Here is a 25,888-nt window from a genome sequence, read left to right as displayed (position 1 = left end):
CGGCATCGAGAACGAGGGCCTCTACATGACCGTCGACGTCCCGACGGCACTGTGGAACTCGCTGGTGAACCTGGTCGCCTACATCGCCGACCAGTACGCCATCCCGGTCTCGAACATCAAGGGGCACCGCGACTTCAACAGCACGCTCTGCCCCGGCGACGTGCTCTACGCCCGGCTGCCCGAGCTGCGCTCCGCCGTCGCCGCCAAGCTCGGTCAGTCCACTGTGGACGAGGCGGCGGCGCTGCCGCTGCTGCGTCCCGGCGACACCGGCGCCAACGTCCTTGCCGCGCAACGGCTCCTGCGGGCGCACGGAATCAAGGAGGTGCCCGAGGACGGCGTGTTCGGCCCGAGCACCTTCGTCGGCGTGCAACGATTCGCGGCCGAGCACGGCGCGGTCGAGGCACCCTGCTACGCCTACCCGCAACCCGACGAGACCGGACTCCTCGGCGCGTCGCTCTGGCCGCTCCTGCTGTCCTGACCGGTCGCGGCGCATGGCACCCTTCCGGGTGTGGTGCAAGCGCTCGAGTTCTTCTTCGACGACGACGCCGACGCGGCCGTGCGGAAACTGTGGAACCGCCTGGAGAAAGCCGGCGTCCCGAGCCTCGCCACCCGCACCCACCGCCGGCACCGGCCGCACGTCACGTTCGCCCTGGCCACGTCGATCCCGGCGGCCACCCGCGACGCCCTGCGCGCCGACCTCGCCCGGCTGTCCATCCCGCGCCTGTGGCTCTACACGCTCGGCACGTTCGCCAGCGCCGACCACGTCCTGCTGCTCAGCGCGGTGGTCGACACCGAGCTTCTCGCCGTACACTCCGCCGTCCACGACGTGCTCGCCGGCCGGGTCCGCAACCCGTCCGCGTACTACCTGCCCGGCTCCTGGATCCCGCACTGCACGCTGGCCCAGGGGATCGAGCCCGCCCAGATCGCCACCGGGTTCGCCACCCTGTACCCGGTCGAGCCGATCAGGGCGACGATCACCGAGGTGGCCGTCGTCGACACGCACACCGGCGCCGCCGAGCCGCTGCTCGAGCCCTAACGCCCGAGCACGCCGGACAGGAACGCCTCGACGGCGCCCCGGTAGGCATCCGGCGCGTCCTCGTGGATCACGTGTCCGGCGCCGCGGATGACCACGTGCTGGGCCGGCCCGGCGGTGCGCGCGGCGATCTCCGCCAGCTGCCCGGCCGGCATGGCGCTGTGCTCGGGCTCCAGCACGAGCAGCGGGCACTCCACCTTCTCCACCAGCCCCCAGTAGTCGCGCTCACCCCACTCGGCGGCGATCGCGTACAACTCGTCGAGCGAGGCGATCAGGTGGTAGCCGTCGTCCCGCTCCTCCACGCACTCGGTGAAGTAGTCCCCCAGCGGGCCGAAGAACGCGCGGACGTGCGCCAGCGAAGCGAATGGCACCGGCCAGGAGCCGAAGTAGGCGCGCCACGCGTCCACGGTCCTGGCGCGCTGGTCCGGCGCCATGTCCTCGACCACGACGGCCCGCACCAGCGACGGGTGGGTCGCGGCCAGGGCCCAGGCGTGCAGGCCGCCCATGGAGTGGCCGATCACGACGGCCGGCGCGAGGTCCAGCGCCTCGATCAGCCCGGCGGCGTCGGCGACGAAATCCTCGGTGTGCCAGGGTCCACCGCGGTATGGGCTGCGACCGTGGCCGCGCGCGTCCAGCCCGACCACGCGGCCGTACCGGGCGAGCCACCGGGACACCGGCCACCAGGTCCGCGCCCGGCCCATCAGCCCGTGCAGCAACAGAATCCCCGGCCCGGCGCCCCCGAACTCGACCACATCAGGACGCTGCAACATCTCGACCTCAATTCCACCATCCCACCCGCGCAACACGACGCACCGGTCATGATGGCGGAGCACTACGACATTCAGGGGGGTCCGACCATGGCACAGACTCGCAGCCGGGGAACACCGATCCGACTGGCCTGCCTGGGCCTGGCCGCGCTCGCGTTCACCGCCTGCACCGGTCCGAGCCCGGACAACGGCGCGCCCCCGCCGCCCTCGTCCAGCGCCCTGCCACCGCGGCCCGCCGCCGCTCCGGTGCAGGCGGGGGCGACCCAGGAGGGCGCGGGCGACCCCTACTACCCGACCGACGGCAACGGCGGCTACGACGTCACCGACTACCACGTGTCGATCAGCTACGACCCGCCGTCGAAGCGGCTCAACGGGGACACCGTGGTCACCGCGACCGCGCTGGCCGACCTCAGCCGGTTCAACCTGGACCTGCGCGGGTTCGACATCGCCGGGGTCGAGGTGGACGGCAAGGCGGCCACGTTCACCCGGGCCGGCGAGCACGAGCTGGTGATCACGCCGGCCCAACCCCTGGCCAAGGACCGCCCGTTCGCCACCCGGGTGCGCTACTCCGGCGAGCCAGCCAAGAGCGAGACCGGCAACCTCGGCGCGAACGGCTGGCAGACCGCCAAGTCCGGTGGCGCGTTCGTGGCCGGCGAGCCGCACTCGGCGACCAGCTGGTACCCGTCCAACGACACCCCGCGGGACAAGGCCACGTTCACGTTGACCGCCCGGGTGCCGGACGGCTGGAGCGTGATCTCCAACGGTGTCGAGGAGCCGTCCAGCTCGGACGGTGGCTGGACGACGTATCACTGGGTGGAGCGCAACCGGCTCGCCACCTACCTGACCACGGTCGGCATCGACCACTGGACGTTCGAGCGGTCCACGCTGCCCGGCGGCATCCCGCTGGTGAGCGCCTACGCGCCCGGCGCCGAGGACAAGAAACCGCTGGAGTCCCGGCTGCCCGAGATCCTCGAGTTCCTCTCGTCGAAGTTCGGCCCGTACCCGCACAGCGCGGCCGGCGGCATCTACGTCAACGAGAACATCGGCTTCTCGCTGGAGACCCAGACCCGGCCGATCTACGCCAAGTGGGCGTCGCTCCCGATCATCGTGCACGAGAACGCCCACGAGTGGTTCGGCGACTCGGTCAGCGTGACGTCCTGGGCCGACATCTGCCTCAACGAGTGCTTCGCCAGCTACGCGCAATGGCTCTGGGACGAGGCCAAGGAGCACAAGGACCTCGACGCCGAGTACCGCACCCAGGTCGCCCGCGCGCCCAGCCGGTTCTGGACCGGCAAGCTCTACGACATGGGCCCCGGCAACGAGTTCTCCACGGTCTACACCAAAGGCCCGGTGGCCCTGCACGCCCTGCGCCGCACGATCGGCGACGAGGCGTTCAACCGGATACTGCGGGACTGGCCCTCGACACACCGCGACAGCAACGCGACCTGGCCGCAGTTCGAGGAGTTCGCCCAGCAGGTGGCCGGCCAGGACCTCCGCGCCTTCTTCGACACCTGGTTCCGCAGCGACAAGCAGCCCCCCGACGCGCTCCTCTACCCGGGAAGCCTGCGCAAATAGACTGGCCCCATGGCAGTGGTGAAGATCAACGCGATAGAGGTGCCCGACGGCTCCGGCCCCGAGCTGGAGCGCCGGTTCGCCGCCCGGCTGGGAGCGGTCGACTCCGCCCCCGGCTTCCTCGGCTTCGACCTGCTCCGCCCGGTGGCCGGCGAGACCCGCTACTTCGTGGTCACCAAGTGGGAGACCGACGACCACTTCCAGGCCTGGCTCAAGGGCGCGGGCATGGCCGCCCACTCCGGCGAACGCGCCAAGCCCGTCGGCACCGGCTCCAGCCTCCTCGAGTTCGAGATCGTGGCCTCCGCGACCCCGAAGCGCTGACTGCGATGAATGCCTCATTCAGTGCGGCTGCCGCACTGAATGAGGCATTCATCGCACTTCAACTCGGGAGGACGAGCTCGGCGAAGACCGCGTTGTGGTCGCTGCCGGGGAGGTGCAGGACGGCGAAATCGGGTACCGCGCACCGGTGGTCCACCAGCACGTGGTCGATGGTGACCGGCGGGCCGTACGGCCAGCTCGACCAGGTGGCGATCAGGCCCTTGCCGGTCTGCTCGGCGGCGTCCACGTAGCCGGTGTCGAGGACGGCCCGGAACGCCGCGTGGTCCAGCGTCGAGTTGAAATCGCCGGCGAGCACCCGGACCCGGGCCGGGGTGGCCGGCGGCAGCTGGCCGAGCTCGCGCCGCCACACGTCGGCGTCGCCGTAGACGGCCGCCTGCACGTGTGCAGCCAGGACCTCGATGTCGTTGCGGCCCGGCAGATCCACCACCGCGGACGGCTGGGCCAGCTCGCTGCGGTCGACGAGAACCGTCTGCCGCACGGGGAAGCGCGACAGGATGCCGGAGCCGCCGGCGCCGGTGCCGGGGACCAGCACGCGGTACGGGAGGAGCTCGGCGAGGCCCGCTGCGTCCAGCACGGGCACCTCGTCCTCGGTCAGCTCGGGCAGGGTGAGCAGGTCAATGTTGTTGTCCCGCACCAGGCGCACCAGGCTCGCGGCGTCGGCCTGGCCGTTGTAGACGTTGGCCGCGAGCACCCGGACGTGCTCGCCTCGGGCGGGCGGCGCCTCGTCGGGGAACACCCGGGGCAGCACCAGGATCACCATGGAGACCGCCAGGAGCAGCACCGAGACGGCGATGATCCGGCGGCGCAGGCCGAACGCGATCAGGAACAGCACGAGGCCGCCGGGCGTCACGTAGGGGGTCAGGGCGAGTGCCGAGACGGTGGCCGCGTTGCCGTCGATGCCGGCCACGCGCAGCACCGCGACCGCCAGAAAGGCCAGCGCGACCAGGAGGAGCAGGGCGGTGACCGGCCGGCCGCCGGGACGGCGGCGGCGTTTCGGCTCCTCCTCGACCGGGACGGGAGCAGCCGCCTCGAGGCTGATCGGCGGGGGTCGTCTCAGCACGGCAGGCCTCGCGGGGTCACCGGACCAGGATGCCGCACAACCGGCTGTCCGGGCTGTCAGCGCGCGGGCGCGGCTGGCAGCGGGATGTGCGTGGGCTGACAGCGGGTCACCCGATGGTGGGTACCGACAGCGACGAGTTGCAGGAGGACAGGATGTCGCAAGCCATCGAGGCCGAGGGGCTGGTGAAGCGGTTCGGCAAGACGGTCGCGCTGGACGGCGTCGACCTCAGCGTGCCCACCGGCAAGGTGCTGGGGATGCTCGGGCCGAACGGGGCGGGAAAGACCACGGCCGTCCGGATTTTGGCGACGCTGCTGCGGGCGGATGCCGGGCGGGCCGCGGTCGGCGGGTACGACGTGGCGGAGAACGCGGTCGCGGTGCGCAGTTTGATCGGGCTCACCGGCCAGTACGCCTCGGTCGACGAGGACCTGACCGGGCGGGAGAATCTGGTACTGATCGGCCGGCTGCTGGACATGTCGCGGCCCAGCGCGCGAGCGCGGGCCGGCGAGCTGCTGGAGAGCTTCGAGCTCACCGACGCCGCCGACCGGGCGGCCAAGACCTACTCCGGCGGCATGCGGCGGCGGCTGGACCTGGCCGCGAGCCTGGTCGGCCGGCCGCAGCTGCTGTTCCTGGACGAGCCGACCACCGGGCTGGACCCGCACGCCCGGCTCGAGGTCTGGGAGATCGTGCGCCGGCTGGTCGCCGAGGGCACCACGGTGCTGCTCACCACGCAGTACCTGGACGAGGCCGACCAGCTCGCCGACCTGATCACGGTGATCGACCACGGCAAGGTGATCGCCAACGGCCGGCCGGACGAGCTCAAGCGGCGCACCGGCGGGCAGACCCTGCAGGTGCGGCCGACGCTCGCCGCAGACGTGGACCGGGTGGCCGGGATCCTGCTGGAGCTGACCGGGACGCCGCCCGTCCGGGACGCCGACAGCGGCCTGCTCACCACGTCGGTGGACAACCCGGTGCTGCTCTCCGCCGTGGTGCGCAAGCTGGACGCGGCCGGCATCACCGCCGACGAGTTGGCCCTGCGCCTGCCCAGCCTGGACGACGTGTTCCTGGCGCTCACCGGGCACAAGTCCACTGAGGACAACGACAGCCGCGCGCTCGAAGGGAGTCTGGCATGAGCACGCTGACGATGACCGCACCCCGGCCGGTCACCCTCCACATTGGACCATCGAAGGCGCTGCGGCACGCGTTGGCACTGGCCGGCCGCAGCGTCGCCAAGATCCGGAAGAACCCGGAGACGCTGATCGACGTCACCCTGCAGCCGATCATCTTCCTGGTCCTGTTCGTGTACCTGTTCGGCGGCGCGGTCGCTGGCGACGCCACCGCCTACCTCCAGGTGCTGCTGCCCGGGCTCATGGTGCAGAACACCGCGTTCGCCAGCATGGGCACCGGGATGGCGCTGAACACCGACATCACCAAGGGCGTGTTCGACCGGTTCCGCAGCCTGCCCATCGCCCGCTCGGCGCCGCTGGTCGGGGCCGTCCTCGGCGACGTGGTGCGGCTGCTGGTGGCGCTGGCCGTGCTGCTGATCACCGCGGTGGTCATGGGCTTCCGGGTGCACACCGACCCGGTCTCGTTCCTGATCGCCGTGATCCTGATGGTCGCGTTCGGACTGTGCCTGTGCTGGGTGGCGGTCTGGGTCGGCATGCTGGTGAAGTCCCCCGGCGCGGTGCCGGGCACGCTGGTCGGCTTCATGTTCCCGCTCACCTTCGGCAGCAACGTGTTCGTGAGCCCATCCACGCTGCCAGGCTGGCTGCAGGGCTGGGTGAACATCAACCCGGTGTCGCACCTGGCCTCGGCGGCCCGCGGGCTGCTGCTCGGCGGTGACTGGGCAGCGCACGCCGGCTGGGCGTTCCTCTGGGCGGTCGGCATCACCGCCGTGTTCATGCCGCTGGCGCTGCGCGCCTACAAGCGCCGGGTCGGCTGACCGGGGAGGGAAATCGGTGGCCCCGTCACGACAGTGGCGGGGCCACCGTCCATTCTGGAGTCCAGTTCCAGGCCAGCCCGACACCTTCCTTGTCCGAGCCGAGCACGGCACGCAGCTCCGCCAGTGCGGCCTCCCGGGCGAAGCCCGCCCCGACCTCGTAGGCGGCGGTGTAGGCCGGTTCGCCGATCCCGTCCTTGATCTTGGTGATCAGCTCGTTCAGCTCCGGGTTGCCCAGGTCCGGCGTGCCGCGCAGGGCCGTACCGACGCCGATCAGCCGGGCCGCACCCGCCGCGTCACCGGTGAGCATGACGAGCTGCGCGGCCGCGTCGCCGATGAACGCGATCACCGGCAGGTCCGGCAGTTCCAGCATGGCGTCGAAGCCGCGCCGCAGCGCCGCCCGCGCGTCCTCCGCCCGGCTTTCGGCGATCGCGATCGCCGCGCGGACGGTTTCGTGCAACGCGTTCCAGTGCCCCTCCGGCCGCGGCACACCGGCCAGCACCGCCACCGCGCGGTCGACGTGCTCGGCGGCGGCGGCGAGATGCCCGCGCCGGCGCAGCACGTTGGCCATCGCACACAGCAGCTGCGCCTCGGCGTCCACCGAGGCACGGCCACGGGCCGCGGCCAGCCCCTCGTCCAGCAGCCGCTCGGCGGCGTCCAGGTCGCCGGCCCTGGCGTACTGCGCGGCGTAGCGGGCCAGCAGCTCCGGAAGATCGTCGAGCGCACCCAGCTCATGCACCAGGCGGACAGACTCCTCGTAGGCCGCGATCGCGCCGGTGTGGTCGCCGCGCAGCGTGCGCTGCTCGGAGATCAGGCCCAGCGACATCGCCTGCCCCCACCGGTCGCCGAGGCCGCAGAACTCCTCGAACGCGGTGACCGCCTCCCGCTCCGCCTCGGCCGCCTGGCCCTCGTTCTCGGCCAGAAACGCCCGGCCCAGCCGAGCCACCGCCCGCGCCCACGGATCGGGGTGGACCCGGGCCCGCTCGGCCGCCTCCAGCGCCGCCGGCACGTCCCCGGTGAACATCGCCAGCAGGGGTTCGAGCAGGGCCAGCATCGGATACCGCTGCATGGCGTCGGTGGCCGCCAGGTCCCGGCGGGCCCGGATCACGAACTCCTTGTCCGGCATGCCCGGCCCGGCCAGCACTCCGAACAGCTGCAGCGTGGCCCGGGCGCCGGCGGGCGCCGGACCGGGCAGGTCGACCACCCGCGAGGCCAGCGCCAACGCGTCGCGTTGCCGCCCGGACAGCGCCCAGTACCAGCCCGTCGCCATGGCCAGCCGGATCGCCGTGTCCGCGTCGCCGATGTCCGCCGCGTGCCGGATGGAAGCGACCACGTTGTCCTGCTCACCGCTCATCCGCCGCAGCCAGCGCACCTGGTCGGCGCCGCGCAGATGCGGATCGGCGAGCTCGGCCAGCTCGAGGAAGTACCGGTCGAACGCGGCGTGCACCCGGGCGCCCTCACCGGCCTCGACGAGCCGCTCCGCGGCGTAGGCCTTGACCGTCTCGAGCATCCGGTAGCGCGGCCCCTCCGGACCGTCGAACGCCTCCACGAATGACTTCTCCACCAGCGAGGACAGCACGTAGAGCAGGTCGTCCGCCAGTAGATCCTCGTCGGCACACACCGCGCTGGCCGCGTCCACGTCGGCGCTCGAAGCGAACACGGACAGGCGGCGGGCGAGCACCCGCTCAGGCTTCTCCAGCAGGTCCCAGCTCCACTCGACCACCGCGCGCAGCGTCCGGTGCCGGGGCATCGAAGTCCGGCTGCCGGCGGCGAGCAGCCGGAACCGGTCGTCGAGCCGGGCGGCGACCTGCTCGACGGTCATCGAGCGCAACCGGGCCGCGGCCAGCTCCAGGGCCAGCGGCAGCCCGTCGAGCCGCCGGCAGATCTCTGCCACCGCGGCGGCGTTCTGGTCGTCCACGGAGAACCCGGGGTGCGCCGCGGCGGCCCGGTCCACGAACAACCGGACGGCCTCGGCGGCGCGGACCTCGTCCAGCCCGGCGCCCGGCGCGGGCAGCTCCAGCGGTCCGACCGGGAACACCACCTCACCGGTGATCGCCAGCGGCTCCCGGCTGGTGGCCAGGATGTGCAGGCCCGAGCAGTGCGCGAGCAGCGTGTCGGCCAGCGCCGCGGCGGCCGTGATCAGGTGCTCGCAGTTGTCCAGCACGATCAGCGCGCGCTGCCCGGCCAGCGCCTCCAGCAGGCGCTCCACCGGGTCCATGGGTGTGCGGCCGCCGGACGGCGACTCGAGCATCCGGATCTCGCGCAGGCCGAGCGCGCTGAGCACGGCGCCGGCCACGTCCTCGGACTCCCCGACGCCGGCCAGCTCCACGAACCAGCGCGGCAGCTCGGCCGCGGCGGCCACCTCGGTGGACAGCCGGGTCTTGCCGGCCCCACCCGGCCCGACGAGCGTGACCAGGCGGGCGTCGGTGAGCCGGCCGACCACCTCGCGCAGTTCGGTGCTCCGGCCGACGAAGCTGGTCAGCCGGGCCGGCAGCCGCCCGCCGCGGCCGGCGGGTTTCTCCTCGGCCGGGGGTGTCGGGGTCAGCGACGGGTCCCGGCGCAGCACCGCGAGATGCACCTGCTGCAGCTCGGCGGACGGCTCGACGCCCAGCTCGTCGGCCAGCGCCCGCCGGGTGGCGTCGTAGGCCGCCAACGCCTCGGCCTGGCGCCCGGCCAGGTACAAGGCCTTGACCAGCAGGGCGGAGAGCCGCTCGCGCAGTGGCTGCTCGGACAGCCGGGTGCGCAGCTCGGCGAGCACTTCCTCGTGCCGCCCCAGGCGGATGTCGGCCTCGATCCGGTCCTCGACGGCGATCGCGTGCAGCTCGGCCAGGCGCGCGGTGGCGGCGCCGGCGAACGGGGCCTCGGCGACGTCGGCCATGGCCGGCCCGCGCCAGAGCTCCAGGGCGGCGCGCAGGGTGGCGGCCGCTTCGGCCACCCGGCCGGCGCGCAGCTCGTCCCGGCCGCGGGCGGCCAGCCGCTCGAACCGGTACACGTCCACGTCGTCGCGGGCCACCACCAGCCGGTACCCGGCCGGGTGGGACTCCAGCACCTGCCCGTTGTCCGAGCGCAAGCTGCGCCGCAACCGGGACACCAGCGACTGCAACGCGTTCATCGCGTCCGACGGCGGGTTCTCACCCCACAACCCGTCGATCAGGGCCTCGGTCGGCACCACCTGACCCGGGTCCAGTGCGAGCCGGGCAAGCAGCATCCGCAGCCGCGCCCCACCGAGGTCGATCGGAGATCCATCCTCGGCGGCCAGCCGCATCGGCCCCAGCATCGCCACCCGCACGACGTCCAGCTTTCCAGAAACCTCGTCCCCCCGTACCGGACCACATCAGGAGCGACTTGTCGCGGGAAGTACCCGCGACAAGTCGCACCTGTCATGGGAAGTTCCCGCGACAAGTCGGGTAGGCCGACAGGCCGAAGGCCGCCTCTGCGAGCCCGGGGCGGGCGGAGGCGGCCTTCGGTCGGGTCGGGCGGTTACTCGGCTTCGGCGATGTCGCCCAGGTCGTTCGGGCCGGTGGTGGCGGCCAGGTCGACCGGGGGTGAGTCGGGGACGTTGGAGGGTTTGGGTTCGCCGCGGAAGACGAAGCGGGCTTTGTCCCAGGCGCCTTCTTCGCCGTCCCAGCCTTCGACGTCGCAGATGATGATGTGACCGGGTTGCAGCTCGCCGAACAGGATCTTTTCGGAGAGTTGGTCTTCGATGTCGCGCTGGATGGTGCGGCGCAGCGGGCGCGCCCCCAACACCTGGTCGAAACCGCGCTTGGCGAGCAGCTTCTTCGCCGCACCGGTGAGTTCCAGGACCATGTCCTTGCTCTTGAGCTGGCTGTCGACCCGGGTGATCATCAGGTCGACCATCTCCACGATCTGCTCCGGCGTGAGCTGGTGGAACACGATGATGTCATCGATCCGGTTCAAAAACTCCGGCCGGAAGTGCTTCTTGAGCTCGTCGTTGACCTTGTCCTTCATCCGGTCATAGCTCTGCTCACCGCCACCGGCGGTGAAGCCCAGGCTCACCGCCTTGGAGATGTCCTGCGTACCCAAGTTGCTGGTGAAGATGATCACGGTGTTCTTGAAGTCCACCGTGCGACCCTGACCATCCGTGAGCCGGCCATCCTCCAAGACCTGCAGCAGCGTGTTGTACACCTCCTGGTGCGCCTTCTCAATCTCATCGAAGAGCACCACGCTGAACGGCTTGCGGCGCACCTTCTCGGTGAGCTGGCCGCCCTCCTCATACCCCACATACCCGGGCGGGGCACCGAAGAGCCGCGAGGCGGTGTAGCGGTCGTGGAACTCGCCCATGTCGATCTGAATCAACGCGTCGTCATCACCGAACAGGAAGTTCGCCAGTGCCTTAGACAGCTCCGTCTTCCCCACACCGGACGGGCCGGCGAAGATGAACGAACCACTGGGCCGCTTCGGGTCCTTCAACCCCGCGCGGGTGCGGCGGATCGCCTGCGACACGGCCTTGACCGCGTCCTCCTGCCCGATGATCCGCTTGTGGATCTCGTCCTCCATCCGCAGCAGCCGAGTCGTCTCCTCTTCGGTGAGCTTGAAGACGGGGATGCCGGTCCAGTTCGCCAACACCTCGGCGATCTGCTCGTCGTCGACCTCCGCGACCACGTCGAGGTCGCCGTCCTTCCACTGCTTCTCCCGCTCGGCCTTCCTGCCCAGCAGCGTCTTCTCCTGATCACGCAACTTCGCCGCGCGTTCGAAGTCCTGCGCGTCGATCGCCGACTCCTTCTCCCGACGCACCTCAGCGATCTTCTCGTCGAACTCCCGCAAATCCGGCGGCGCGGTCATCCGCCGGATCCGCATCCGCGCACCCGCCTCGTCGATCAGATCGATCGCCTTGTCCGGCAGGAACCGGTCGTTGATGTACCGATCGGCCAACGTCGCCGCGGCCACCAGCGCCGGGTCGGTGATCGTGACCCGGTGGTGCGCCTCATAGCGGTCCCGCAAACCCTTGAGGATCTCGATCGTGTGCTCCAGGGTGGGCTCGCCGACCTGGATCGGCTGGAACCGCCGCTCCAACGCCGGGTCCTTCTCCACATACTTGCGGTACTCATCCAGCGTGGTCGCACCGATGGTCTGCAACTCACCCCGGGCCAGCATCGGCTTCAAAATCGACGCGGCGTCGATCGCGCCCTCGGCGGCGCCGGCCCCGACCAGGGTGTGGATCTCGTCGATGAACAGGATGATGTCGCCGCGGGTGCGGATCTCCTTGAGCACCTTCTTCAGCCGCTCTTCGAAGTCGCCGCGGTAGCGCGAGCCCGCGACCAGCGACCCGAGGTCGAGGGTGTAGAGCTGCTTGTCCTTGAGCGTCTCCGGCACCTCGCCCTTGACCACCATCTGCGCCAAACCCTCAACCACCGCGGTCTTGCCCACCCCCGGCTCGCCGATCAGCACCGGGTTGTTCTTCGTGCGGCGCGAGAGGACCTGCATGACCCGCTCGATCTCCTTGGCCCGGCCGATCACCGGATCCAACTTGCCCTCCCGCGCGCTCGCGGTGAGGTTGCGGCCGAACTGGTCCAACACCAGGCTCGAGGACGGCGTGCCCTCACCCCGGCCACCACCAGCGCCCTCAGTCTCCTTGCCGTGCTGATAGCCCGACAGCAACTGCAGCACCTGCTGGCGCACCCGGTTGAGGTCGGCACCGAGCTTGACGAGGACCTGGGCGGCGACGCCCTCACCCTCCCGGATCAACCCCAGCAGGATGTGCTCGGTGCCGATGTAGTTGTGGCCCAACTGCAACGCCTCGCGCAGCGACAGCTCCAGCACCTTCTTGGCCCGCGGGGTGAACGGGATGTGCCCCGACGGCGCATGCTGACCCTGGCCGATGATCTCCTCGACCTGCTGCCGCACCCCTTCCAGGGCGATCCCCAACGACTCCAACGCCTTCGCGGCGACACCCTCACCCTCGTGGATCAGACCCAAAAGGATGTGCTCGGTGCCGATGTAATTGTGGTTGAGCATCCTGGCCTCTTCCTGAGCCAGCACAACCACCCGCCTCGCGCGGTCGGTGAACCTCTCGAACATCTGCACTCCCTGACTGCTGCGCCGGCGGCCCCTTCGCCACCTCGGTTAGGTGGACTCAGCACCGTAAGACCACTGTAGTCGCCCGGCCTGTCGCGCTCAGTACCACTCGAGGCGACCTGCTGCGGCGCTCCTGGTTTCCCGCCTTCGTTCACCCTGACCAACGTGCTGCCGGTCGTACGGATTCCGCTGGATAAGGCTTGTCCGCTACGCGCGAACAATGCCCGGCGGCGTGCGCCGGATCGCTCGAGGCGTGCTGGAGCTCCAGCGTCAGTCCACCGAGCCACCAGTCAGGGCGTCCCCGAGCGGGGTACGGCGGTAGAGCACCGACCGGCCCGAGCGGGCCCCGGTGACCAGCCCGGCGCGGCGCAGCACGCCGAGGTGGTCGCCGACCGCTCCGGTCGCCAGGCCGAGGCTCCGGGCCAGCTGAGTGGTGCTGCCCGGGGCGTCGAGGGCGGTCAGCAGCGCGGCCCGGGAGCGGCCGAGGAGGGCACCCAGCGCGCCGGGTCCGGTGGCCGGCACGAGCTCCAGCAAGCCGGCGATACCGCGCGCCGGGTAGATCAACGCGTGTGGCCACGGCGGGTCGGTGTAGACGGCGACGCGCGGCCAGCAGAACACCGAGGGCACCAGGAGCAGGCCGTCGCCACCCAGATCCAGCGTTTCGTCCGTACGCCGCCAGGCGAGCTCGATCGCGCCGTCGCGCCAGCTCAACCGGCGGTCCAGGCCCCCGATCGCGGCCGCCCAGCCGGACCTGGTGAGCAGGCCCGCCCGGTGCACGATGTCGCGCTCGCAGATCGCGCGGAGCTGCGGCCAGTCGGGCGCCAGCAGCGTGTCCCAGGTCTCCCGCAGCACCTCGGCCAGCAGCTCGACCACCCGCGGGCCGCGCAGCGCGGCCAGCACCGTCTCGTCGGTGACCGGCGCGCGGCGCAGGCACTCGGCGATCTCCTTGCGGGCCTGGTGCAGCGGGGTCCGGCGGACCTCAGCGAGATCCATCTCGATGGTCTGTGCCAGCCCCTGTGGCGGTGGTGCGACGAACGCCGCGCCGTAGTAGCGGGTCTGCAGGGCGAGCAGGACGTCCAGCGCGGTCTCGGCCCGCAGCCGGTGGAACGCCGGGAGCAACCGCGCGGCCCAGTCCGCCGGCAGCGGGTGCCGGCCCCGACCGTTCAGCGTGCGCAGCAGGCTGTCCAACTCGAACAGCGGGGACACCGCGAACCGGCTGTTCAGCACGTCCTTGGCGCCGGCGAGCATGCGCAGCACGGTCCGACCTTACGCTCCTGGACGAAACTTTGGCGGCTCCCCTGTACTCGCCGTGATGCTCAGCGACCATGACCGAAACCGCGACCAGTGCCACGTACCGGGAGGTCCTGGCCCAACCCGTGTACCGGGTCGTGTTCACCGTCCGCTCGCTGGCCATCGCCGCGAGCACGCTGCGCATCGTCGCGCTGTCGGTGTTGATCTTCGCTGGTACCGGGTCGGCGGTGCTGGCCGCGACGGCGTTCGGCATCGGCTTCATTCCGCAGCTCATCGGCGGGATGGTGCTGGGCGCCCTGCCCGACCTGATCCCGCCGCGCCCGCTCATCGTGACCGGGTACGTGCTGGAATGCGGCGGGGCCGCGGCCCTCGGGCTGATCGAGCTGCCGGTGTGGGCCAGCCTCGGCATCGTGGCCGTGCTGGCCTGTCTGACCCCGGTGTTCCAGGGCTCCTCGAGCCGGCTGATCGCCGAGGTGCTCACCGGTGACGCCTACGTGCTCGGCCGGTCCCTGTTCTCCCTGGCCTCGGCGGGCGCGCAACTGGTCGGCATGGCCGGCGCCGGGGTCGCGGTGGCCACGGTCGGCCCGCGGCACGCCTTGCTGGCCTGCGCGGCCAGCCACCTGGTCGCCGCGGTGATCAGCCGGCTGCGGCTGCCGGGCGATCCGAACTGGGGGTGGTCCCTCCCCCGCTCAGCTGGCGCGGGGGAGGGACCGAAGACCGGGAACCGGACCGTGGTCCGGCGAAGCTGGCGGGGAAACCGGCGGATGCTCGCCGACCCCGAGGTACGAGCGCTGCTGCTGGCGCAATGGCTGCCGCCGGCCTTCGTGACCGCGGCGGAGGGGTTGCTGGTGCCCTATGCGGCGGTGCACCGGTACCCCGCGGGCGCGGCCGGCTGGGCACTGGCCTGCGTGCCGGTGGGCATGATCGTCGGTGACCTGGTGGTGGCCCGGCTGCTCCAGCCGGACACCCGGGAACGCCTGGTGGTGCCGCTGATCGCGGTGCTGGGCCTGCCGTTGACCGGCTTCGCGTTCGGCGTTGGCCCGGTGCCGGCGGCCGCCCTGCTGTTCGTCAGCGGCTGCGGATTCGCCTACGGCCTCGGATTGCAACGCCGATTCATCGAGGTGGTTCCGGACGAGGTTCGCGGGCAGGCCTTTGCCCTCATGTCCACCGGGCTGATGACGCTGCAGGGCATCGGCCCGGTGGTGTTCGGTGGTCTCGCCGAACTAATGCCGATCGGCCCGTCGATCGCCGTTGCGGGACTCGCCAACATCGGCATCGCGGTCGGGTTAACCGCACGGTTAACCCGACAGAGTTTTGGGCCGATCACGCATTCCTAGATCGTGGCTGCCGGGGGGCGACTTGCCGGCAGCCAGGGTCACCCGACCGGTGTATCAAGCCTGCGAGTTGTAGGCGTCGATAACCTCGGACGGGATTCGTCCGCGGTCCGACACCTTCATGCCCTGCTTACGGGCCCAGGCGCGAATTGCCTGGTTCTGCTCGCGGTCCGCGGATGCGGGGCGGGCGGGCCGTCCGGCGGCAGCGGGACGGGCGGCGGCGCGCTTACGACCCCCAGAACGGCGTGCGTGATCCACGTACTCAGCGAGTGCGTCGCGCAGCCGCTCGGCATTTTCCTCAGACAAGTCGATCTGGTAGGCAGCCCCATCCAAACCGAACTCGACCGTCTCCTCGGCCTCCGTTCCGTCCAGGTCGTCAACCAGTGTGACGGTTACCTTCTGCGCCATGTGCGCCCTCCCTAGGTATGCAAGCTCACGCGGATTGTGCCTGTGCCGGCATCGATATAAATACTCCAAGAAGGCAGGTTAGCGCAAATCTGAAGTTATTGTCCGTGCTTGAGCCGCCCGACCGGGTCATTCCGGACGCACGAGAGGGAACAGGATCGTCTCCCTGATGCCGAGACCGGTGAGCGCCATGAGTAGCCGATCGATGCCCATTCCGACGCCCCCGCTGGGCGGCATTCCGTACTCCAGGGCCCGCAGAAAGTCCTCATCCAGGCGCATGGCCTCGTCATCTCCGGCCGCGCCCAACTTGGCCTGCTCCTCCAGCCTGGCCCGTTCCACAACCGGATCCACCAGCTCCGAGTAACCCGTGGCCAGCTCGAATCCGCGAACGTAGAGATCCCACTTTTCAGCGACCCCCGGCACGCTGCGGTGCTGGCGCGTCAGCGGCGCGGTCTCCACCGGGAAATCCCGGACGAATGTGGGTTCTCGGAGGTGGTCGCCGACCAGGTGCTCCCACAACCGCTCGACCAGCTTCCCATGCCCCCAACCGTGCGGATCCACCTCGATGCCGCGCGCCTGGGCGTGCTTGCGCAGCAGGTCGGCCGGGGTGTCAGGGGTGATCTCCGCGTCCAGTGCCTCGGACAACGATCCGTACATCGGCAAAGTCGACCATTCCCCCGAAAGGTCGTAAGGGGTGCCGTCGGCGAGGGTTACCTGCAGCGTGCCGAATATCGTCTCGGCCGCCTCCTGTACCAGCTGCCGGGTCAGCACGGCCATGCTGTCGTAGGTCTCGTAGGCCGCGTAGTACTCGAGCATGGCGAACTCCGGCGAATGCGAGGAATCCATGCCCTCGTTCCGGAAGTTCCGGTTGATCTCGAAGACCTTCTCGATACCTCCGACCACACAGCGCTTGAGGAACAGCTCCGGCGCGATCCGCAGGTAGAGGTCGATGTCCAGGGCGTTGGAGTGGGTGATGAACGGCCGCGCGGTCGCACCCCCGTGCATGGTCTGCAGCATCGGGGTCTCCACCTCGATGTAACCGCGGCGATGGAAACTCTCGCGCAGTGACCGCACCACCGCGGCCCGCATCCGGGCGTTGTCCCGGGCCTCCGGGCGCAGGATCAGATCCACATACCGCTGGCGAATCCGGGTTTCCTCGCCGAGCTGCTTGTGGGCCACCGGCAACGGGCGCAATGCCTTGGCCGCGAGCCGCCACTCCGCGGCAAGAACCGACAACTCGCCGCGCTTGGACGTGATGACCTCACCCCGCACGAATACGTGATCACCGAGGTCGACGTCGGCCTTCCAGGCGGAAAGCGCGTCCGCGCCGACCCGGTCCAGGCTCAGCATCGCCTGCAGTTCCGTCCCGTCTCCCTCGCGGAGGGTTGCGAAACACAACTTGCCCGTGTTCCGGAGGAACATCACCCGCCCGGTGACGGAGACCACATCTCCGGTGAAGGTGTCCACCGGCAGGCCGGAATGGGCCGCCCGGACCTCGGCCAGAGTATGTGTCCTCGGCAGTTCAACCGGATACGGATCTACTCCCGCGGCAAGTAGTCGATCGCGCTTCTCGCGGCGTACCCGCATCTGTTCGGGTACGTCGTCGGCCGGTTGCGCGGGGGGCTCTTCGATCACGGATTCCAGCGTACGGAGAACACTCGCGGCATTGCGAACCGGTATCGGCCTCATCGGATCTGGATAGGTTGATCAGGTGACCGAAGACGGCCTGTTCGATAAGCGGGCAAGCGCGTTCGGCGAGGTGGCGTCCGCGTATGCGGAGCACCGCCCGGACTATCCAATCGACGGAATTCGCTGGGCACTGGCCCGGGCGCGGCGGGCGCCGCTCCGGATACTCGATCTTGGCGCGGGCACCGGAAAGCTCACCGGCGGGCTGCTGTCACTGGGCCTCGAGGTGATCGCGGTCGAGCCGGACACCGGCATGCTCGGCGAGCTGACCCGGCGTTTCTCCGCGGTACCGGCGCTGGCCGGCACCGCCGAGCGGATCCCGCTGGCCGGCGCCACCGTGGACGCGGTGCTCGCCGGGCAGGCCTTCCACTGGTTCCGGCTCGACCCCGCGCTCACCGAGATCGCCCGGGTGCTGCGGCCCGGTGGCGTGTTCGCGGCGCTGTGGAACTACGACGACCAGACGGTCGAATGGGTCGGCCAGCTCGACAAACTGGCGCACACCTCAGCCAGCCACCTGCACAGCCCGGGCACCGGGCTCTTCGGCCGGGGCGACGAGTTCCCGGTGCACCAGGCGTTCAGCAGCTTCGAACGGCGCTACTTCCGGCACACCAGGCGGCACACCGCCGAGTCGCTCACCTCGACGCTCGGCACGCACTCCCACACCATCGTCATCCCGCCGCAGGAGCGCGCCGACGTGCTCGCCCGGGTGCGAGCTTTCCTGGAGTCCCACCCGGAGACCGGGAACGGCGAGTTCGAACTGCCCATGCGCACCACGGTCCTGCGCGCCCGAAGGTCGAACTCAGTTGCCTGAATGTCGAACTCGCTTGCTGGAGTGTCGAACTCGCGGGTTCAACCCCTGTTGCGGTCGAAGACCAGGCGGAGGCCCAGAAGGGTGAGGTCGGGGCGGTGGTGGGCGATGGTGTGCGACTCGTCGATCACCAGGGGGGCGAGGCCGCCGGTGGCGATCACGGTGACCGGGCCGGGGTGCCGGGTGCGTTCGAGCTCGGCGATGATCCTGGTGACCAGGCCGTCGACCTGGCCGGCGAACCCGTAGAGGATGCCGGACTGCAGGCACTCCACCGTGTTCTTGCCGATCACCGAACGTGGCCGGACCAGCTCCACCTTGCGCAGCGCCGCGGCCCGGGCGGCCAGCGCGTCCACCGAGATCTCGATGCCCGGCGCGAACACCCCGCCGAGGAACTCGCCCTTCGCCGAGATCACGTCGATGTTGGTGGACGTACCGAAGTCGACCACCACGCACGCGGTCGAGTGCAGGTGGTGCGCGGCCAGCGTGTTGATCACCCGGTCCGCGCCGACCTCCTTGGGGTTGTCCACCAGCAGCGGCACACCGGTGCGCACGCCCGGCTCGACGATCACCTTCGGCACCGCCTGGTAGTAGCGGCCGAGCATCACCCGCAGCTCGCGCAGCACCGCCGGGACGGTGGACAGCGCCGCCACGCCGGTGACCTCGTCGGCCCGGTCGCCCAGCAGGCCGCGCATGGTCAGCGCGAGCTCGTCGGCGGTCATCCGGGCGTCGGTGCGCATCCGCCAGTCCCGGACCAGCGTGGCACCGGCGTAGAGGCCCAGGGCGATGTTGGTGTTCCCGACGTCGATGGCCAGCAGCACGCGGCTCAGCCCTCGACGGGTTGCTGCAGCAGCGCGTCCAGCTTGGCCGCGTCCACCGTCTCGGCGGCCGGGGACTCGGTCTCCGCGCCGCTCTCCAGTCCCGAGCCGGCCGGGGCGTGTGCCGGGTCGGCACCCGCCTCGACGATCGCGTTCGCGCCGTCCACGAAGATCACCTTCGGCCGGTAGGCGGCGGCCTCGGCGCTGTCCATCAGCCCGTAGGAGATCACGATCACCAGGTCGCCCGGGTGCACCAGGTGCGCGGCCGCGCCGTTGACGCCGATCACGCCGCTGCCGCGCTCGCCGGCGATCACGTAGGTCTCCAGCCGCGCGCCGCTGGTCACGTCCACGACGGACACCTGCTCGCCGGGCAGCAGGTCCGCGGCGTCCATCAGGTCCGCGTCCACCGTCAGCGAGCCGACGTAGTTCAGGTCGGCCTGGGTCACCGTGGCCCGGTGGATCTTCGACTTCAGCATCGTGCGGAACATGCCCGACTGTGTCTCCTTCCTTGGCTCGATGGCGCAGCGCCAGTCTTAGGGGAGCAGCACCGGGACATTGTCGATCAGCCGGGTGGTGCCGACCTTCGCGGCCACCAGCAACCGCGCCTCGCCGTGCTCGGGGGCCGGGCCGAGGCCGGGATCGCGGAGCTCGAGGTAGTCGACCGCGACCTCGGGCGTGGTGTCCAGAACCTCCTGGGCCGCGGCCAGCATCGCGACCGGTCCGCTGGTCCCGGCCCGCGCCCCGGCGGCGAGCGCCGCGGACAGGGTGGCGGCGGCGCGCCGCTGCCCGGGGTCGAGGTAGGTGTTGCGCGAGGACAGCGCCAGGCCGTCGGCCTCGCGGACGATCGGCACCCCGATCACCCGGGCGTCCAGGTCGAGGTCGCGGACCATCTGCCTGATCAGCACGAGCTGCTGGTAGTCCTTCTCCCCGAAGAACGCGTAGTCCGGCCGGACGATGTTGAGCAGCTTCGCCACGACGGTCAGCACGCCGGCGAAATGGCCCGGCCGGGAGGCGCCCTCCAGCTCCTCGCCCAGCGGTCCGGGATGGACGGTCACCTGCGCGCCCGGCGGGTACATGGCGGCCCGCTCGGGGGCGAACACCACCTCCACCCGCTCCTGCGCGCAGACCTCCAGGTCGGCCTCGAGCGGGCGCGGGTAGCGCTGGAAGTCCTCGTTCGGGCCGAACTGCAACGGGTTCACGAAGATCGACGCGACCACCACGGAGTTCTGGATGCGCCCGGCCCGGCGCAGCAGCTCGCGGTGCCCGTCGTGCAGCGCGCCCATGGTCGGCACCAGCGCGACCTTGCGGCCGACCGCGCGCAGCGCCCTGGTCAGCTTCGCGACCTCGGCGGGTTCACCGTGCACATGCAGCTTTCCCCGGGTGAACTGGGTTGGGGGTGAGCCTTGGGGCCCTGCCGCCCGCAGGGCGGAAGGGGGCGGGGACGGCACAGTCACTGCTCGTCCTCGCTCTCGATGGCGGCGATCACGTCCGGGGCGAGATCTGCCCGCAGCAGCCCGGCGTCCCGCGCCCGGCGCGCGGTGCGGGCGGCCAGCGCGCGGTAGGCGGGCAGCATCTGCGGGGCGTGCTTGGCCAGCACGTCGATGTGTGCCCGGACCGTGCCGGCGTCGCCCCGGGCCACCGGGCCGGTCAGCGCCCGGTCGCCGTGCCGCAGCGCGTTGTCCAGGGCCGCGGACAGCAGCGGGCCGAGCAGCCGCTCCGGACCGCCGACGCCGGCCGCACGCAGCAGCTCGGCGCTCTCGCCGACCAGCGTGACCAGGTGGTTGGCGCCGTGCGTCAGCGCGGTGTGGTACAGCGGCCGGGCGGCGGCGGGCACCCGCACCGGCTCCGCACCCATCTCCACCACCAGCGCCTCGCCGACGCTCCACGCCGCCTCGTCCCCGTCGGCCGCGGTCACCCCGAAGCAGCACGCCGCGATCCGCTCCAGGTCCTCGGCGCGCCCGGTAAACGTCATCACCGGGTGCAGCGCCAGCGGCAGCGCGCCGATGCCGGCGGCCGGCTCCAGCACCTCGACGCCGTGCGCGCCCGAGGTGTGCACCACGATCTGCCCGGGCCGCACCGCGTCCATCGCCACCAGCCCGCGCATCACGCCGGCCAGCGCGTCGTCCGGCAGCGCCAGCAGCACCAGATCCGCCGCGCGGGCCACCTCGTCGGGCGGCTTCAGCGGCACGTCCGGCAGCAACTCCTCGGCTCGCCGCACGGACTCCTTGGACACCCCGGACGCCGCGACCACCGTGTGCCCGGCCCGGGCCAGCGCCGCCCCGAGCACCGCGCCCACCCGCCCGGTCGAAACCACCCCAACCGCCAGCCGCGCCGGACGGCTCATCGCGTCGTCGCGTTCATTCACGGCTCCCACGTCCTCGTTCCAGTCCCGGCATTCTCCCGGGTACCGGACGATGGCGCCGAGACTACGGGACCGAAACGCCGAGCCAGGTCATGGTGACCCGGTTCACCGGGGTGGCTCGAGCGGCTCGATGCGATCCAGGCCGGCGTGGCGCACGGCGGTGTCCCGGGTGCTGGCGAGCATGGCGATCAGGGTTTTCTCGTGGCCGGGCGCGTCGGGGGCGGCGGTGCCGAGGGTGATGGCGTGGCGCAGGAAGGCCAGTTCGCTGACGGCGGCCTGGTAGTCGGCGACGGCGCGGGCGGCGGCGGGACCGGAGTGGCGGCGGGCCTGCTGGCGCCAGGTGCGGCGGGCGGGGAGGCTGGCCAGGCGCTTGGTCTCGGTGCGGGCGACGAAGCCTTCTCCGACCATGGTGGGGAGGGCCTCGGCGACGATCTTCTGCTCGCGGCGCCGGTGCCAGTGCACGAAGTACACGCCGGTGAGGAAGATCGGGACCATGACCAGGAAGTAGATGGTGAGGAACGCCTTGCCGCCGTCCAGGGTGGCCGAGCCGTTCCACAGCGCGTGCAGCACCACCGCGGCCAGGTAGCCGCCGATCGGGGCGAGCACGCGGAGCTGGGGGTGCGGGGTGCGGGCGGCGATCCCGGCGCCGATACCGATCATGCAGGTGAACAGCGGATGGGTGAACGGGGACAGCACCCCGCGCAGGATGAACGCCGTGACCACCCCCGGGATGGTCGTGTCACCGAAGCCGTGCTCGGCGAACGCGCGACCGAAGTAGTAGATGTTCTCGGTGAAGGCGAATCCGGCGGCGACGAACCCGGCGTAGACGATCCCGTCGATCACCCCGTCGAACTCGTTGCGCAGCTTGAGGAACACCGCCAGCACGAACGCGCCCTTGGCCGCCTCCTCGAACAGCGGGGCGGAGAAGATCGCGCTGACCTTGTCGCCGTTTCCCTTACCCAGCACCAGATCCCCGACCGCCTCGGCGGTGTTGTTGATCAGCAGCGCGGTGATCGTGGCGACGCAGGCACCCCAGCCGAACGCCAGCCACAGATACCGCGCCGGCTCCGGCTCCCACCGGTCCACCCACAGAAACGCCGCCACCACCGGCCCCACCGGCAGCAGCGCTCCGGCCACCCCGACCAGCTCGGCCCGCAACCCCACCCGCGCCGTGCTCACCGCGAGCAGGATCAACCCGCACGCAGCCAGCACCACCAGGCCGGCGACGGGCAGCAACACGGTCAACCGGCGTGGGGTGCGGCCACGGGCATTCACACTGCGCAACCTTACGGGTGATTCCTGTGATATGGATCAATCTTCGCGACGTCGCCCGGACCGGCGATTCACCGCCACTAGATCGTCAACGAATTGGCCAGAATCGCGGTATTCAGTCCTCGCGCCGCCGCCGGCGCCGGGGGTTGGTGGCACCGTGCGCGGCCAGCAGGTCGGCGACCGAGTGGCCGGAGGCGTGCGAGCCGGAGCGCTCGGACCGGTCCGGCCGCCAACCGGGGTACTCGCCGTTCACCGGCTCGTCCGTCTGCCGGGTCTCCTGCCAGGTCGGCGCGCCTTCGGCCCGCCGCCGGCGGCCCCCGCCGGACTCGGCCGGCTCCTCCGGGCGGGCATGCCGGCGCGCGGGCGCCGGGGTCTCGTCGGCCCGGTGCCGGCGGCCGGCCGGGGGCGGCTCGGGGAGCGGGCGGTGCCGGCCGGGAGCCTCGTCCTCGTCCCGCTCCCAGGACGGCGTCCAGTCCTCGTCGAGCCGCTCGGCGATGTCGGGCCCGGGCGGCCGGTCCCCGAACGCGTCCGGGCCGAACCACCGGTCGGACATCTCGGCCGGGTGCGCCGGGCGGGCGAAAAGCCTTTCCTCCCAAGGAGTTCGGGACGGCTCGGCGGTGTCCCGGGTCGGCGGGGTGGCGCGCGGCGGCTCCGCGGCCCAGAACGGCCCGCTCTCCTCGGCCCGTGGCGTTGGGCGAGGAGGCTCGGGAACCCAGGTGGGTTCGATGATCCGCGGCGGCGGCTCGGTCTCCGGCGCTCGGGGCCGGTTGACGCGGGGCGGCTCACCACCGCGGGAGGACTCCGGGGCACGGGGTGGGACGACCGGACTCTGGTCGGGCCGCGAGCCCTGGACCGGGCGGGTCCTCGGCAGGGCCGGCTCGCGGGTCGGCCAGACCGGGCCCTCGGCGCTGCGCGGAGCGGGGTGGTGGGGCTCGTCGCGCACCGGCTCGACCCGGCGGAGCGAAGGTTGGCCGGGCTCCTCACGGACCGGCTCCATCCGGCGCTGCGACGGTGGTCCGGGGCCGTCCCGGACCGGCTCGACCCGCCGCAGCGACGGTTGGCCGGGCCGGTCACGAACCGGCTCCATCCGGCGCTGCGAGGGTGGGCCTGGCTCCTCGCGTACCGGCGGGACCCTGCGCAGCGACGGCGGGCCGGGCTCGTCCCGCACCGGCTGGAAGCGTTCGGTGACCGGTTCGGATGGGCGCTCGCTGCCGTTCATTCCGGCGGCGAGGCGTTTCAGCGGCGCCGAGCGGAGCGGCCGGCCGTCCTCACCGATCGCGCGCATCCTGGTCGACTGGGCCAGGGCGAACCGCTCCACCAGGACCTCGCCGCCGAGCAGGCTCTCCAACGTCTGGCGCAGCGACCGCAGTTCCTCGCGCAGCGCCGCCACGTCGTGCCGGGACTTCTCCTCGGCCTCGTTGCGGATCTCCTGCTCGAGGCGTAACTCGTACTCCCGGCGCGCGGCGATCTCCCGCTCCAGCTCGAGCTCGTAGACCTGCTGGAGTTCGGCGGCCCGGGTGTCCCGGTCGCTGATCCGGCTGCGGTACTTGGCCGCCAGGAACGCCCCGACCAGGGCCGCCCAGAGTGCCGCGATGATCCCCAGGCGCAGGTAGCGAAGATCGCTGCTGAGCACCAGCGCCAAGGTCGAACCCAGCGCCAGCACGATCCCCCCGCCGATCAGCACACGCCCGCTCAGGGAGCGGGTGGCCGGCTCGTCGAGGTCCTCGGCTGGCATAGACCAAACCATACCGGTCCGCTATCGAGGCGATCACGAGCCGATCTCACCCAGGCGCGCCCGATTGCCCTCCGGAGCGCTGACCGTCCTGATCGTGGGGCGCGCGGCAGCAGTACTCCAACCACAGCGCGGCCGCGATCAAGGCCGCCGCACAGACCACCCCGATGATCGCGCTGGGCACGTCGTCGGCCGCCGCGGACAGCTCGGCACGCCGCGGCAGCAGGTAGCCGAGCACCCCCAGCCAGGCCCCCAGCATGATCGCCCCGAGCAGCGACGACGCCTTCGCCAGCGCCACCGCCCGCGCCGCGGTCAACGGCTGCAACGGCCGCCCGCCGTCCAGCTTCCCCTCAGCCATCCGGCGAATCCGCCCGCGCAGCGACGCCCCCAGCGCCGCCTCCACCACCGCCAGCACCAGCAGCGTGATCCCGGCGAACGTCGGCAGCGGCGGCAACTCCCCGTACAGCAGCCGGATCGCCAGGTACACAAGCACGGCGACGACAATCCCGACGCCGATCAGATCCCGTGCCCTGGTGAATCGCATGCGGTCACGGTACCGACCACGATTGGCCAGACGGCCGAGGTGGGAGATGCGGTTCCGGAGCCGTCGCATCGTTTCCAGCTCCTCATGGAGCGTCGCGCGCTGGCCGCCGTACGCCGGGAATGCGGCACGAAGGGCAGGCCGCCACAGTTGCGTCTCGTAGTTTGCTCCCTTGCCGAGCAGGGCAACCCAGAAGCCGAGGGAAGCTCGGCGACGATCCGATCGGCCGTGATTTCCTTGTCCAGCCGGCGAAGTTTCTCGGCCGCGTCACGAACGGCGAGCACCGCGATCCTGTGCAGCTTGATCCGTTGGTGATTCCACCAGTCCTCTCGACCAACGCAGTCGGTAAGCGCCCGGTGCATGGCGTTGCGCAGGACGACCTCAAGGCAGTGCAACGGGCCGGCGAAGGCTGCGGACATTTCCACGTTCCAGGCGTAGAGCCGGAAGGCAAGATCGAGCCGACCATCAGCGAACCGCACATACGGCTCCATCCGGCCGGGTGAGAAGGCGCGCAGAAGTGCGCACAACTCGCCGTCCTCGATCACGTGCACGTGCCTGACGTCCTCTTCAGTGATAACGTTGAGGACGTACGCCCCGGTGTCAGCCTCTCTCGGCATGCTGCCCGGGGCACGGCTTTGTCCGGCCGCATCGGTCTGTAGCCGAGAATTTATCAGCCGTCACCGACGCGCGCTTTGCGGTCAGGGTCGCTCCCGAGCGTGTCGCGCAGCGCTAGAGATCGAGGTCATCGCGGCGGCGGACGCCGGAGGTGTCCAGTTTGGTCAGCAGGTCGGCGATGGGGCCATGGCTGGGCAGGGCGGCGTCCGGTTCCACGTCCAGCCAGGGAATGAGGACGGTGGCGCGGTCGGGGGTGCCGGGATGCGGGAGGAGCAGGTCCGGGTGGTCGCTGGTGACGCCGTCGACGGTGACGATGTCGACGTC

The 25,888-nt window shown here is 71.2% G+C and carries 23 protein-coding genes and 1 pseudogene; 8 read left to right on the top strand and 16 right to left on the bottom strand.

Annotation, left to right across the window (positions count from 1 at the left end):
• Together VGR06_RS13745 and VGR06_RS13740 are read left to right on the top strand one after the other, a co-directional pair.
• Positions 1-478 (top strand): N-acetylmuramoyl-L-alanine amidase (locus tag VGR06_RS13745; protein ID WP_327559436.1); only part of this gene is annotated, 478 nt, incomplete at its 5' end.
• A 30-nt stretch (positions 479-508) separates the two neighbouring features.
• On the top strand, positions 509-1,036 hold the full coding sequence (locus VGR06_RS13740; protein WP_327559435.1) for a 2'-5' RNA ligase family protein: 528 nt from the start codon (positions 509-511) through the stop codon (positions 1,034-1,036).
• On the opposite strand, the gene VGR06_RS13735 is transcribed toward VGR06_RS13740, so the two are convergent.
• Positions 1,033-1,803, bottom strand: a complete 771-nt coding sequence (locus VGR06_RS13735) for an alpha/beta hydrolase (protein ID WP_327559434.1) — start codon at positions 1,801-1,803, stop codon at positions 1,033-1,035. The two genes, VGR06_RS13740 and VGR06_RS13735, sit on opposite strands and share 4 nt — an antisense overlap.
• Positions 1,804-1,890: 87 nt before the next feature.
• On the opposite strand from VGR06_RS13735, the gene VGR06_RS13730 reads away from it, so the two are divergent.
• Both VGR06_RS13730 and VGR06_RS13725 read left to right on the top strand, forming a co-directional pair.
• The gene (locus VGR06_RS13730) at positions 1,891-3,375 is read left to right on the top strand and encodes a M1 family metallopeptidase (protein ID WP_327559433.1); all 1,485 of its coding nucleotides are present in this window, start codon (positions 1,891-1,893) and stop codon (positions 3,373-3,375) included.
• Between the two features lie 9 nt (positions 3,376-3,384).
• Positions 3,385-3,693: an antibiotic biosynthesis monooxygenase gene (locus tag VGR06_RS13725; protein ID WP_327559432.1), complete on the top strand. Its 309-nt coding sequence runs from the start codon at positions 3,385-3,387 to the stop codon at positions 3,691-3,693.
• A gap of 58 nt (positions 3,694-3,751) precedes the next feature.
• Here the strand turns inward: VGR06_RS13725 and VGR06_RS13720 are convergent, their stop codons facing one another.
• A complete protein-coding gene (locus VGR06_RS13720) occupies positions 3,752-4,771 on the bottom strand; it encodes an endonuclease/exonuclease/phosphatase family protein (RefSeq protein ID WP_327559431.1) in 1,020 nt (339 codons plus the stop codon).
• A 152-nt stretch (positions 4,772-4,923) separates the two neighbouring features.
• On the opposite strand from VGR06_RS13720, the gene VGR06_RS13715 reads away from it, so the two are divergent.
• Both VGR06_RS13715 and VGR06_RS13710 read left to right on the top strand, forming a co-directional pair.
• The gene (locus VGR06_RS13715) at positions 4,924-5,901 is read left to right on the top strand and encodes an ATP-binding cassette domain-containing protein (protein WP_327559430.1); all 978 of its coding nucleotides are present in this window, start codon (positions 4,924-4,926) and stop codon (positions 5,899-5,901) included.
• Positions 5,898-6,710 (top strand): ABC transporter permease, encoded by an 813-nt coding sequence (locus tag VGR06_RS13710; RefSeq protein ID WP_327559429.1) that lies wholly within the window; start codon positions 5,898-5,900, stop codon positions 6,708-6,710. Before VGR06_RS13715 ends, VGR06_RS13710 begins: the two co-directional genes overlap by 4 nt.
• Positions 6,711-6,735: 25 nt before the next feature.
• On the opposite strand, the gene VGR06_RS13705 is transcribed toward VGR06_RS13710, so the two are convergent.
• The 3 genes from VGR06_RS13705 to VGR06_RS13695 form a co-directional block, all read right to left on the bottom strand.
• Positions 6,736-9,996, bottom strand: a complete 3,261-nt coding sequence (locus tag VGR06_RS13705) for a BTAD domain-containing putative transcriptional regulator (protein ID WP_327559428.1) — start codon at positions 9,994-9,996, stop codon at positions 6,736-6,738.
• Positions 9,997-10,187: 191 nt separating this feature from the next.
• Positions 10,188-12,746: an ATP-dependent Clp protease ATP-binding subunit gene (locus VGR06_RS13700; protein WP_327559427.1), complete on the bottom strand. Its 2,559-nt coding sequence runs from the start codon at positions 12,744-12,746 to the stop codon at positions 10,188-10,190.
• Between the two features lie 267 nt (positions 12,747-13,013).
• Positions 13,014-13,991 carry a DUF5937 family protein gene (locus tag VGR06_RS13695; RefSeq protein WP_327559441.1) on the bottom strand — a complete coding sequence of 326 codons (978 nt, stop codon included), beginning with the start codon at positions 13,989-13,991 and terminating at the stop codon, positions 13,014-13,016.
• A gap of 77 nt (positions 13,992-14,068) precedes the next feature.
• On the opposite strand from VGR06_RS13695, the gene VGR06_RS13690 reads away from it, so the two are divergent.
• A complete protein-coding gene (locus VGR06_RS13690; protein WP_327559426.1) occupies positions 14,069-15,331 on the top strand; it encodes an MFS transporter in 1,263 nt (420 codons plus the stop codon).
• 54 nt (positions 15,332-15,385) lie between these two features.
• Here the strand turns inward: VGR06_RS13690 and VGR06_RS13685 are convergent, their stop codons facing one another.
• Complete coding sequence (locus tag VGR06_RS13685) at positions 15,386-15,736, bottom strand: Lsr2 family protein (protein ID WP_327559425.1); 351 nt, start codon at positions 15,734-15,736, stop codon at positions 15,386-15,388.
• Positions 15,737-15,862: 126 nt separating this feature from the next.
• Positions 15,863-17,320: a lysine--tRNA ligase gene (gene lysS, locus VGR06_RS13680; RefSeq protein WP_327559440.1), complete on the bottom strand. Its 1,458-nt coding sequence runs from the start codon at positions 17,318-17,320 to the stop codon at positions 15,863-15,865.
• Between the two features lie 124 nt (positions 17,321-17,444).
• On the opposite strand from lysS, the gene VGR06_RS13675 reads away from it, so the two are divergent.
• A complete protein-coding gene (locus tag VGR06_RS13675; RefSeq protein ID WP_327559424.1) occupies positions 17,445-18,230 on the top strand; it encodes a class I SAM-dependent methyltransferase in 786 nt (261 codons plus the stop codon).
• Between the two features lie 38 nt (positions 18,231-18,268).
• On the opposite strand, the gene VGR06_RS13670 is transcribed toward VGR06_RS13675, so the two are convergent.
• From VGR06_RS13670 to VGR06_RS13630, 9 genes and pseudogenes are all read right to left on the bottom strand, one after another.
• Positions 18,269-19,045, bottom strand: coding sequence for a type III pantothenate kinase (locus tag VGR06_RS13670; protein ID WP_327559423.1), 777 nt, complete (start codon positions 19,043-19,045; stop codon positions 18,269-18,271).
• A gap of 5 nt (positions 19,046-19,050) precedes the next feature.
• Entirely contained in the window at positions 19,051-19,530 is a 480-nt protein-coding gene (gene panD / locus VGR06_RS13665; protein WP_327559422.1) for an aspartate 1-decarboxylase, read from the bottom strand.
• A gap of 45 nt (positions 19,531-19,575) precedes the next feature.
• Positions 19,576-20,466: a pantoate--beta-alanine ligase gene (gene panC / locus VGR06_RS13660; RefSeq protein WP_327559439.1), complete on the bottom strand. Its 891-nt coding sequence runs from the start codon at positions 20,464-20,466 to the stop codon at positions 19,576-19,578.
• Positions 20,467-20,492: 26 nt separating this feature from the next.
• Positions 20,493-21,386 (bottom strand): Rossmann-like and DUF2520 domain-containing protein, encoded by an 894-nt coding sequence (locus tag VGR06_RS13655; protein WP_327559438.1) that lies wholly within the window; start codon positions 21,384-21,386, stop codon positions 20,493-20,495.
• A gap of 123 nt (positions 21,387-21,509) precedes the next feature.
• Positions 21,510-22,643, bottom strand: a complete 1,134-nt coding sequence (locus tag VGR06_RS13650) for a PrsW family intramembrane metalloprotease (protein WP_327559437.1) — start codon at positions 22,641-22,643, stop codon at positions 21,510-21,512.
• Between the two features lie 148 nt (positions 22,644-22,791).
• Complete coding sequence (locus tag VGR06_RS13645; RefSeq protein WP_327559421.1) at positions 22,792-24,411, bottom strand: DUF6779 domain-containing protein; 1,620 nt, start codon at positions 24,409-24,411, stop codon at positions 22,792-22,794.
• Positions 24,412-24,457: 46 nt separating this feature from the next.
• Entirely contained in the window at positions 24,458-24,952 is a 495-nt protein-coding gene (locus VGR06_RS13640) for a DUF3180 domain-containing protein (RefSeq protein ID WP_327559420.1), read from the bottom strand.
• Positions 24,925-25,500, bottom strand: a complete 576-nt coding sequence (locus tag VGR06_RS13635) for a hypothetical protein (RefSeq protein ID WP_327559419.1) — start codon at positions 25,498-25,500, stop codon at positions 24,925-24,927. The genes VGR06_RS13640 and VGR06_RS13635 overlap by 28 nt, the downstream gene beginning before the upstream one ends.
• Positions 25,501-25,678: 178 nt before the next feature.
• Positions 25,679-25,888: pseudogene (locus VGR06_RS13630) on the bottom strand (2-amino-4-hydroxy-6-hydroxymethyldihydropteridine diphosphokinase); the annotation flags it as partial.

Origin of the sequence: Actinophytocola sp. (assembly GCF_036002505.1) — a bacterium.
In the GTDB taxonomy this organism is placed as follows: domain Bacteria; phylum Actinomycetota; class Actinomycetes; order Mycobacteriales; family Pseudonocardiaceae; genus DASYTH01.
Note: the sequence above shows the minus strand (reverse complement) of the source record. Positions and strands in the feature narration are given on the sequence as shown.

Excerpts from the sequence above, each read along its gene's own strand:
- VGR06_RS13735 (WP_327559434.1), bottom strand. The coding sequence starts at position 1,803 with ATGTTGCAGCGTCCTGATGTGGTCGAGTTCGGGGGCGCCGGGCCGGGG.
- VGR06_RS13730 (WP_327559433.1), top strand. The coding sequence starts at position 1,891 with ATGGCACAGACTCGCAGCCGGGGAACACCGATCCGACTGGCCTGCCTG.
- VGR06_RS13725 (WP_327559432.1), top strand. The coding sequence starts at position 3,385 with ATGGCAGTGGTGAAGATCAACGCGATAGAGGTGCCCGACGGCTCCGGC.
- VGR06_RS13715 (WP_327559430.1), top strand. The coding sequence starts at position 4,924 with ATGTCGCAAGCCATCGAGGCCGAGGGGCTGGTGAAGCGGTTCGGCAAG.
- VGR06_RS13710 (WP_327559429.1), top strand. The coding sequence starts at position 5,898 with ATGAGCACGCTGACGATGACCGCACCCCGGCCGGTCACCCTCCACATT.
- VGR06_RS13700 (WP_327559427.1), bottom strand. The coding sequence starts at position 12,746 with ATGTTCGAGAGGTTCACCGACCGCGCGAGGCGGGTGGTTGTGCTGGCT.
- VGR06_RS13695 (WP_327559441.1), bottom strand. The coding sequence starts at position 13,991 with ATGCTCGCCGGCGCCAAGGACGTGCTGAACAGCCGGTTCGCGGTGTCC.
- VGR06_RS13690 (WP_327559426.1), top strand. The coding sequence starts at position 14,069 with ATGACCGAAACCGCGACCAGTGCCACGTACCGGGAGGTCCTGGCCCAA.
- VGR06_RS13685 (WP_327559425.1), bottom strand. The coding sequence starts at position 15,736 with ATGGCGCAGAAGGTAACCGTCACACTGGTTGACGACCTGGACGGAACG.
- lysS (WP_327559440.1), bottom strand. The coding sequence starts at position 17,320 with ATGCGGGTACGCCGCGAGAAGCGCGATCGACTACTTGCCGCGGGAGTA.
- panD (WP_327559422.1), bottom strand. The coding sequence starts at position 19,530 with ATGTTCCGCACGATGCTGAAGTCGAAGATCCACCGGGCCACGGTGACC.
- VGR06_RS13655 (WP_327559438.1), bottom strand. The coding sequence starts at position 21,386 with ATGAGCCGTCCGGCGCGGCTGGCGGTTGGGGTGGTTTCGACCGGGCGG.
- VGR06_RS13645 (WP_327559421.1), bottom strand. The coding sequence starts at position 24,411 with ATGCCAGCCGAGGACCTCGACGAGCCGGCCACCCGCTCCCTGAGCGGG.
- VGR06_RS13640 (WP_327559420.1), bottom strand. The coding sequence starts at position 24,952 with ATGCGATTCACCAGGGCACGGGATCTGATCGGCGTCGGGATTGTCGTC.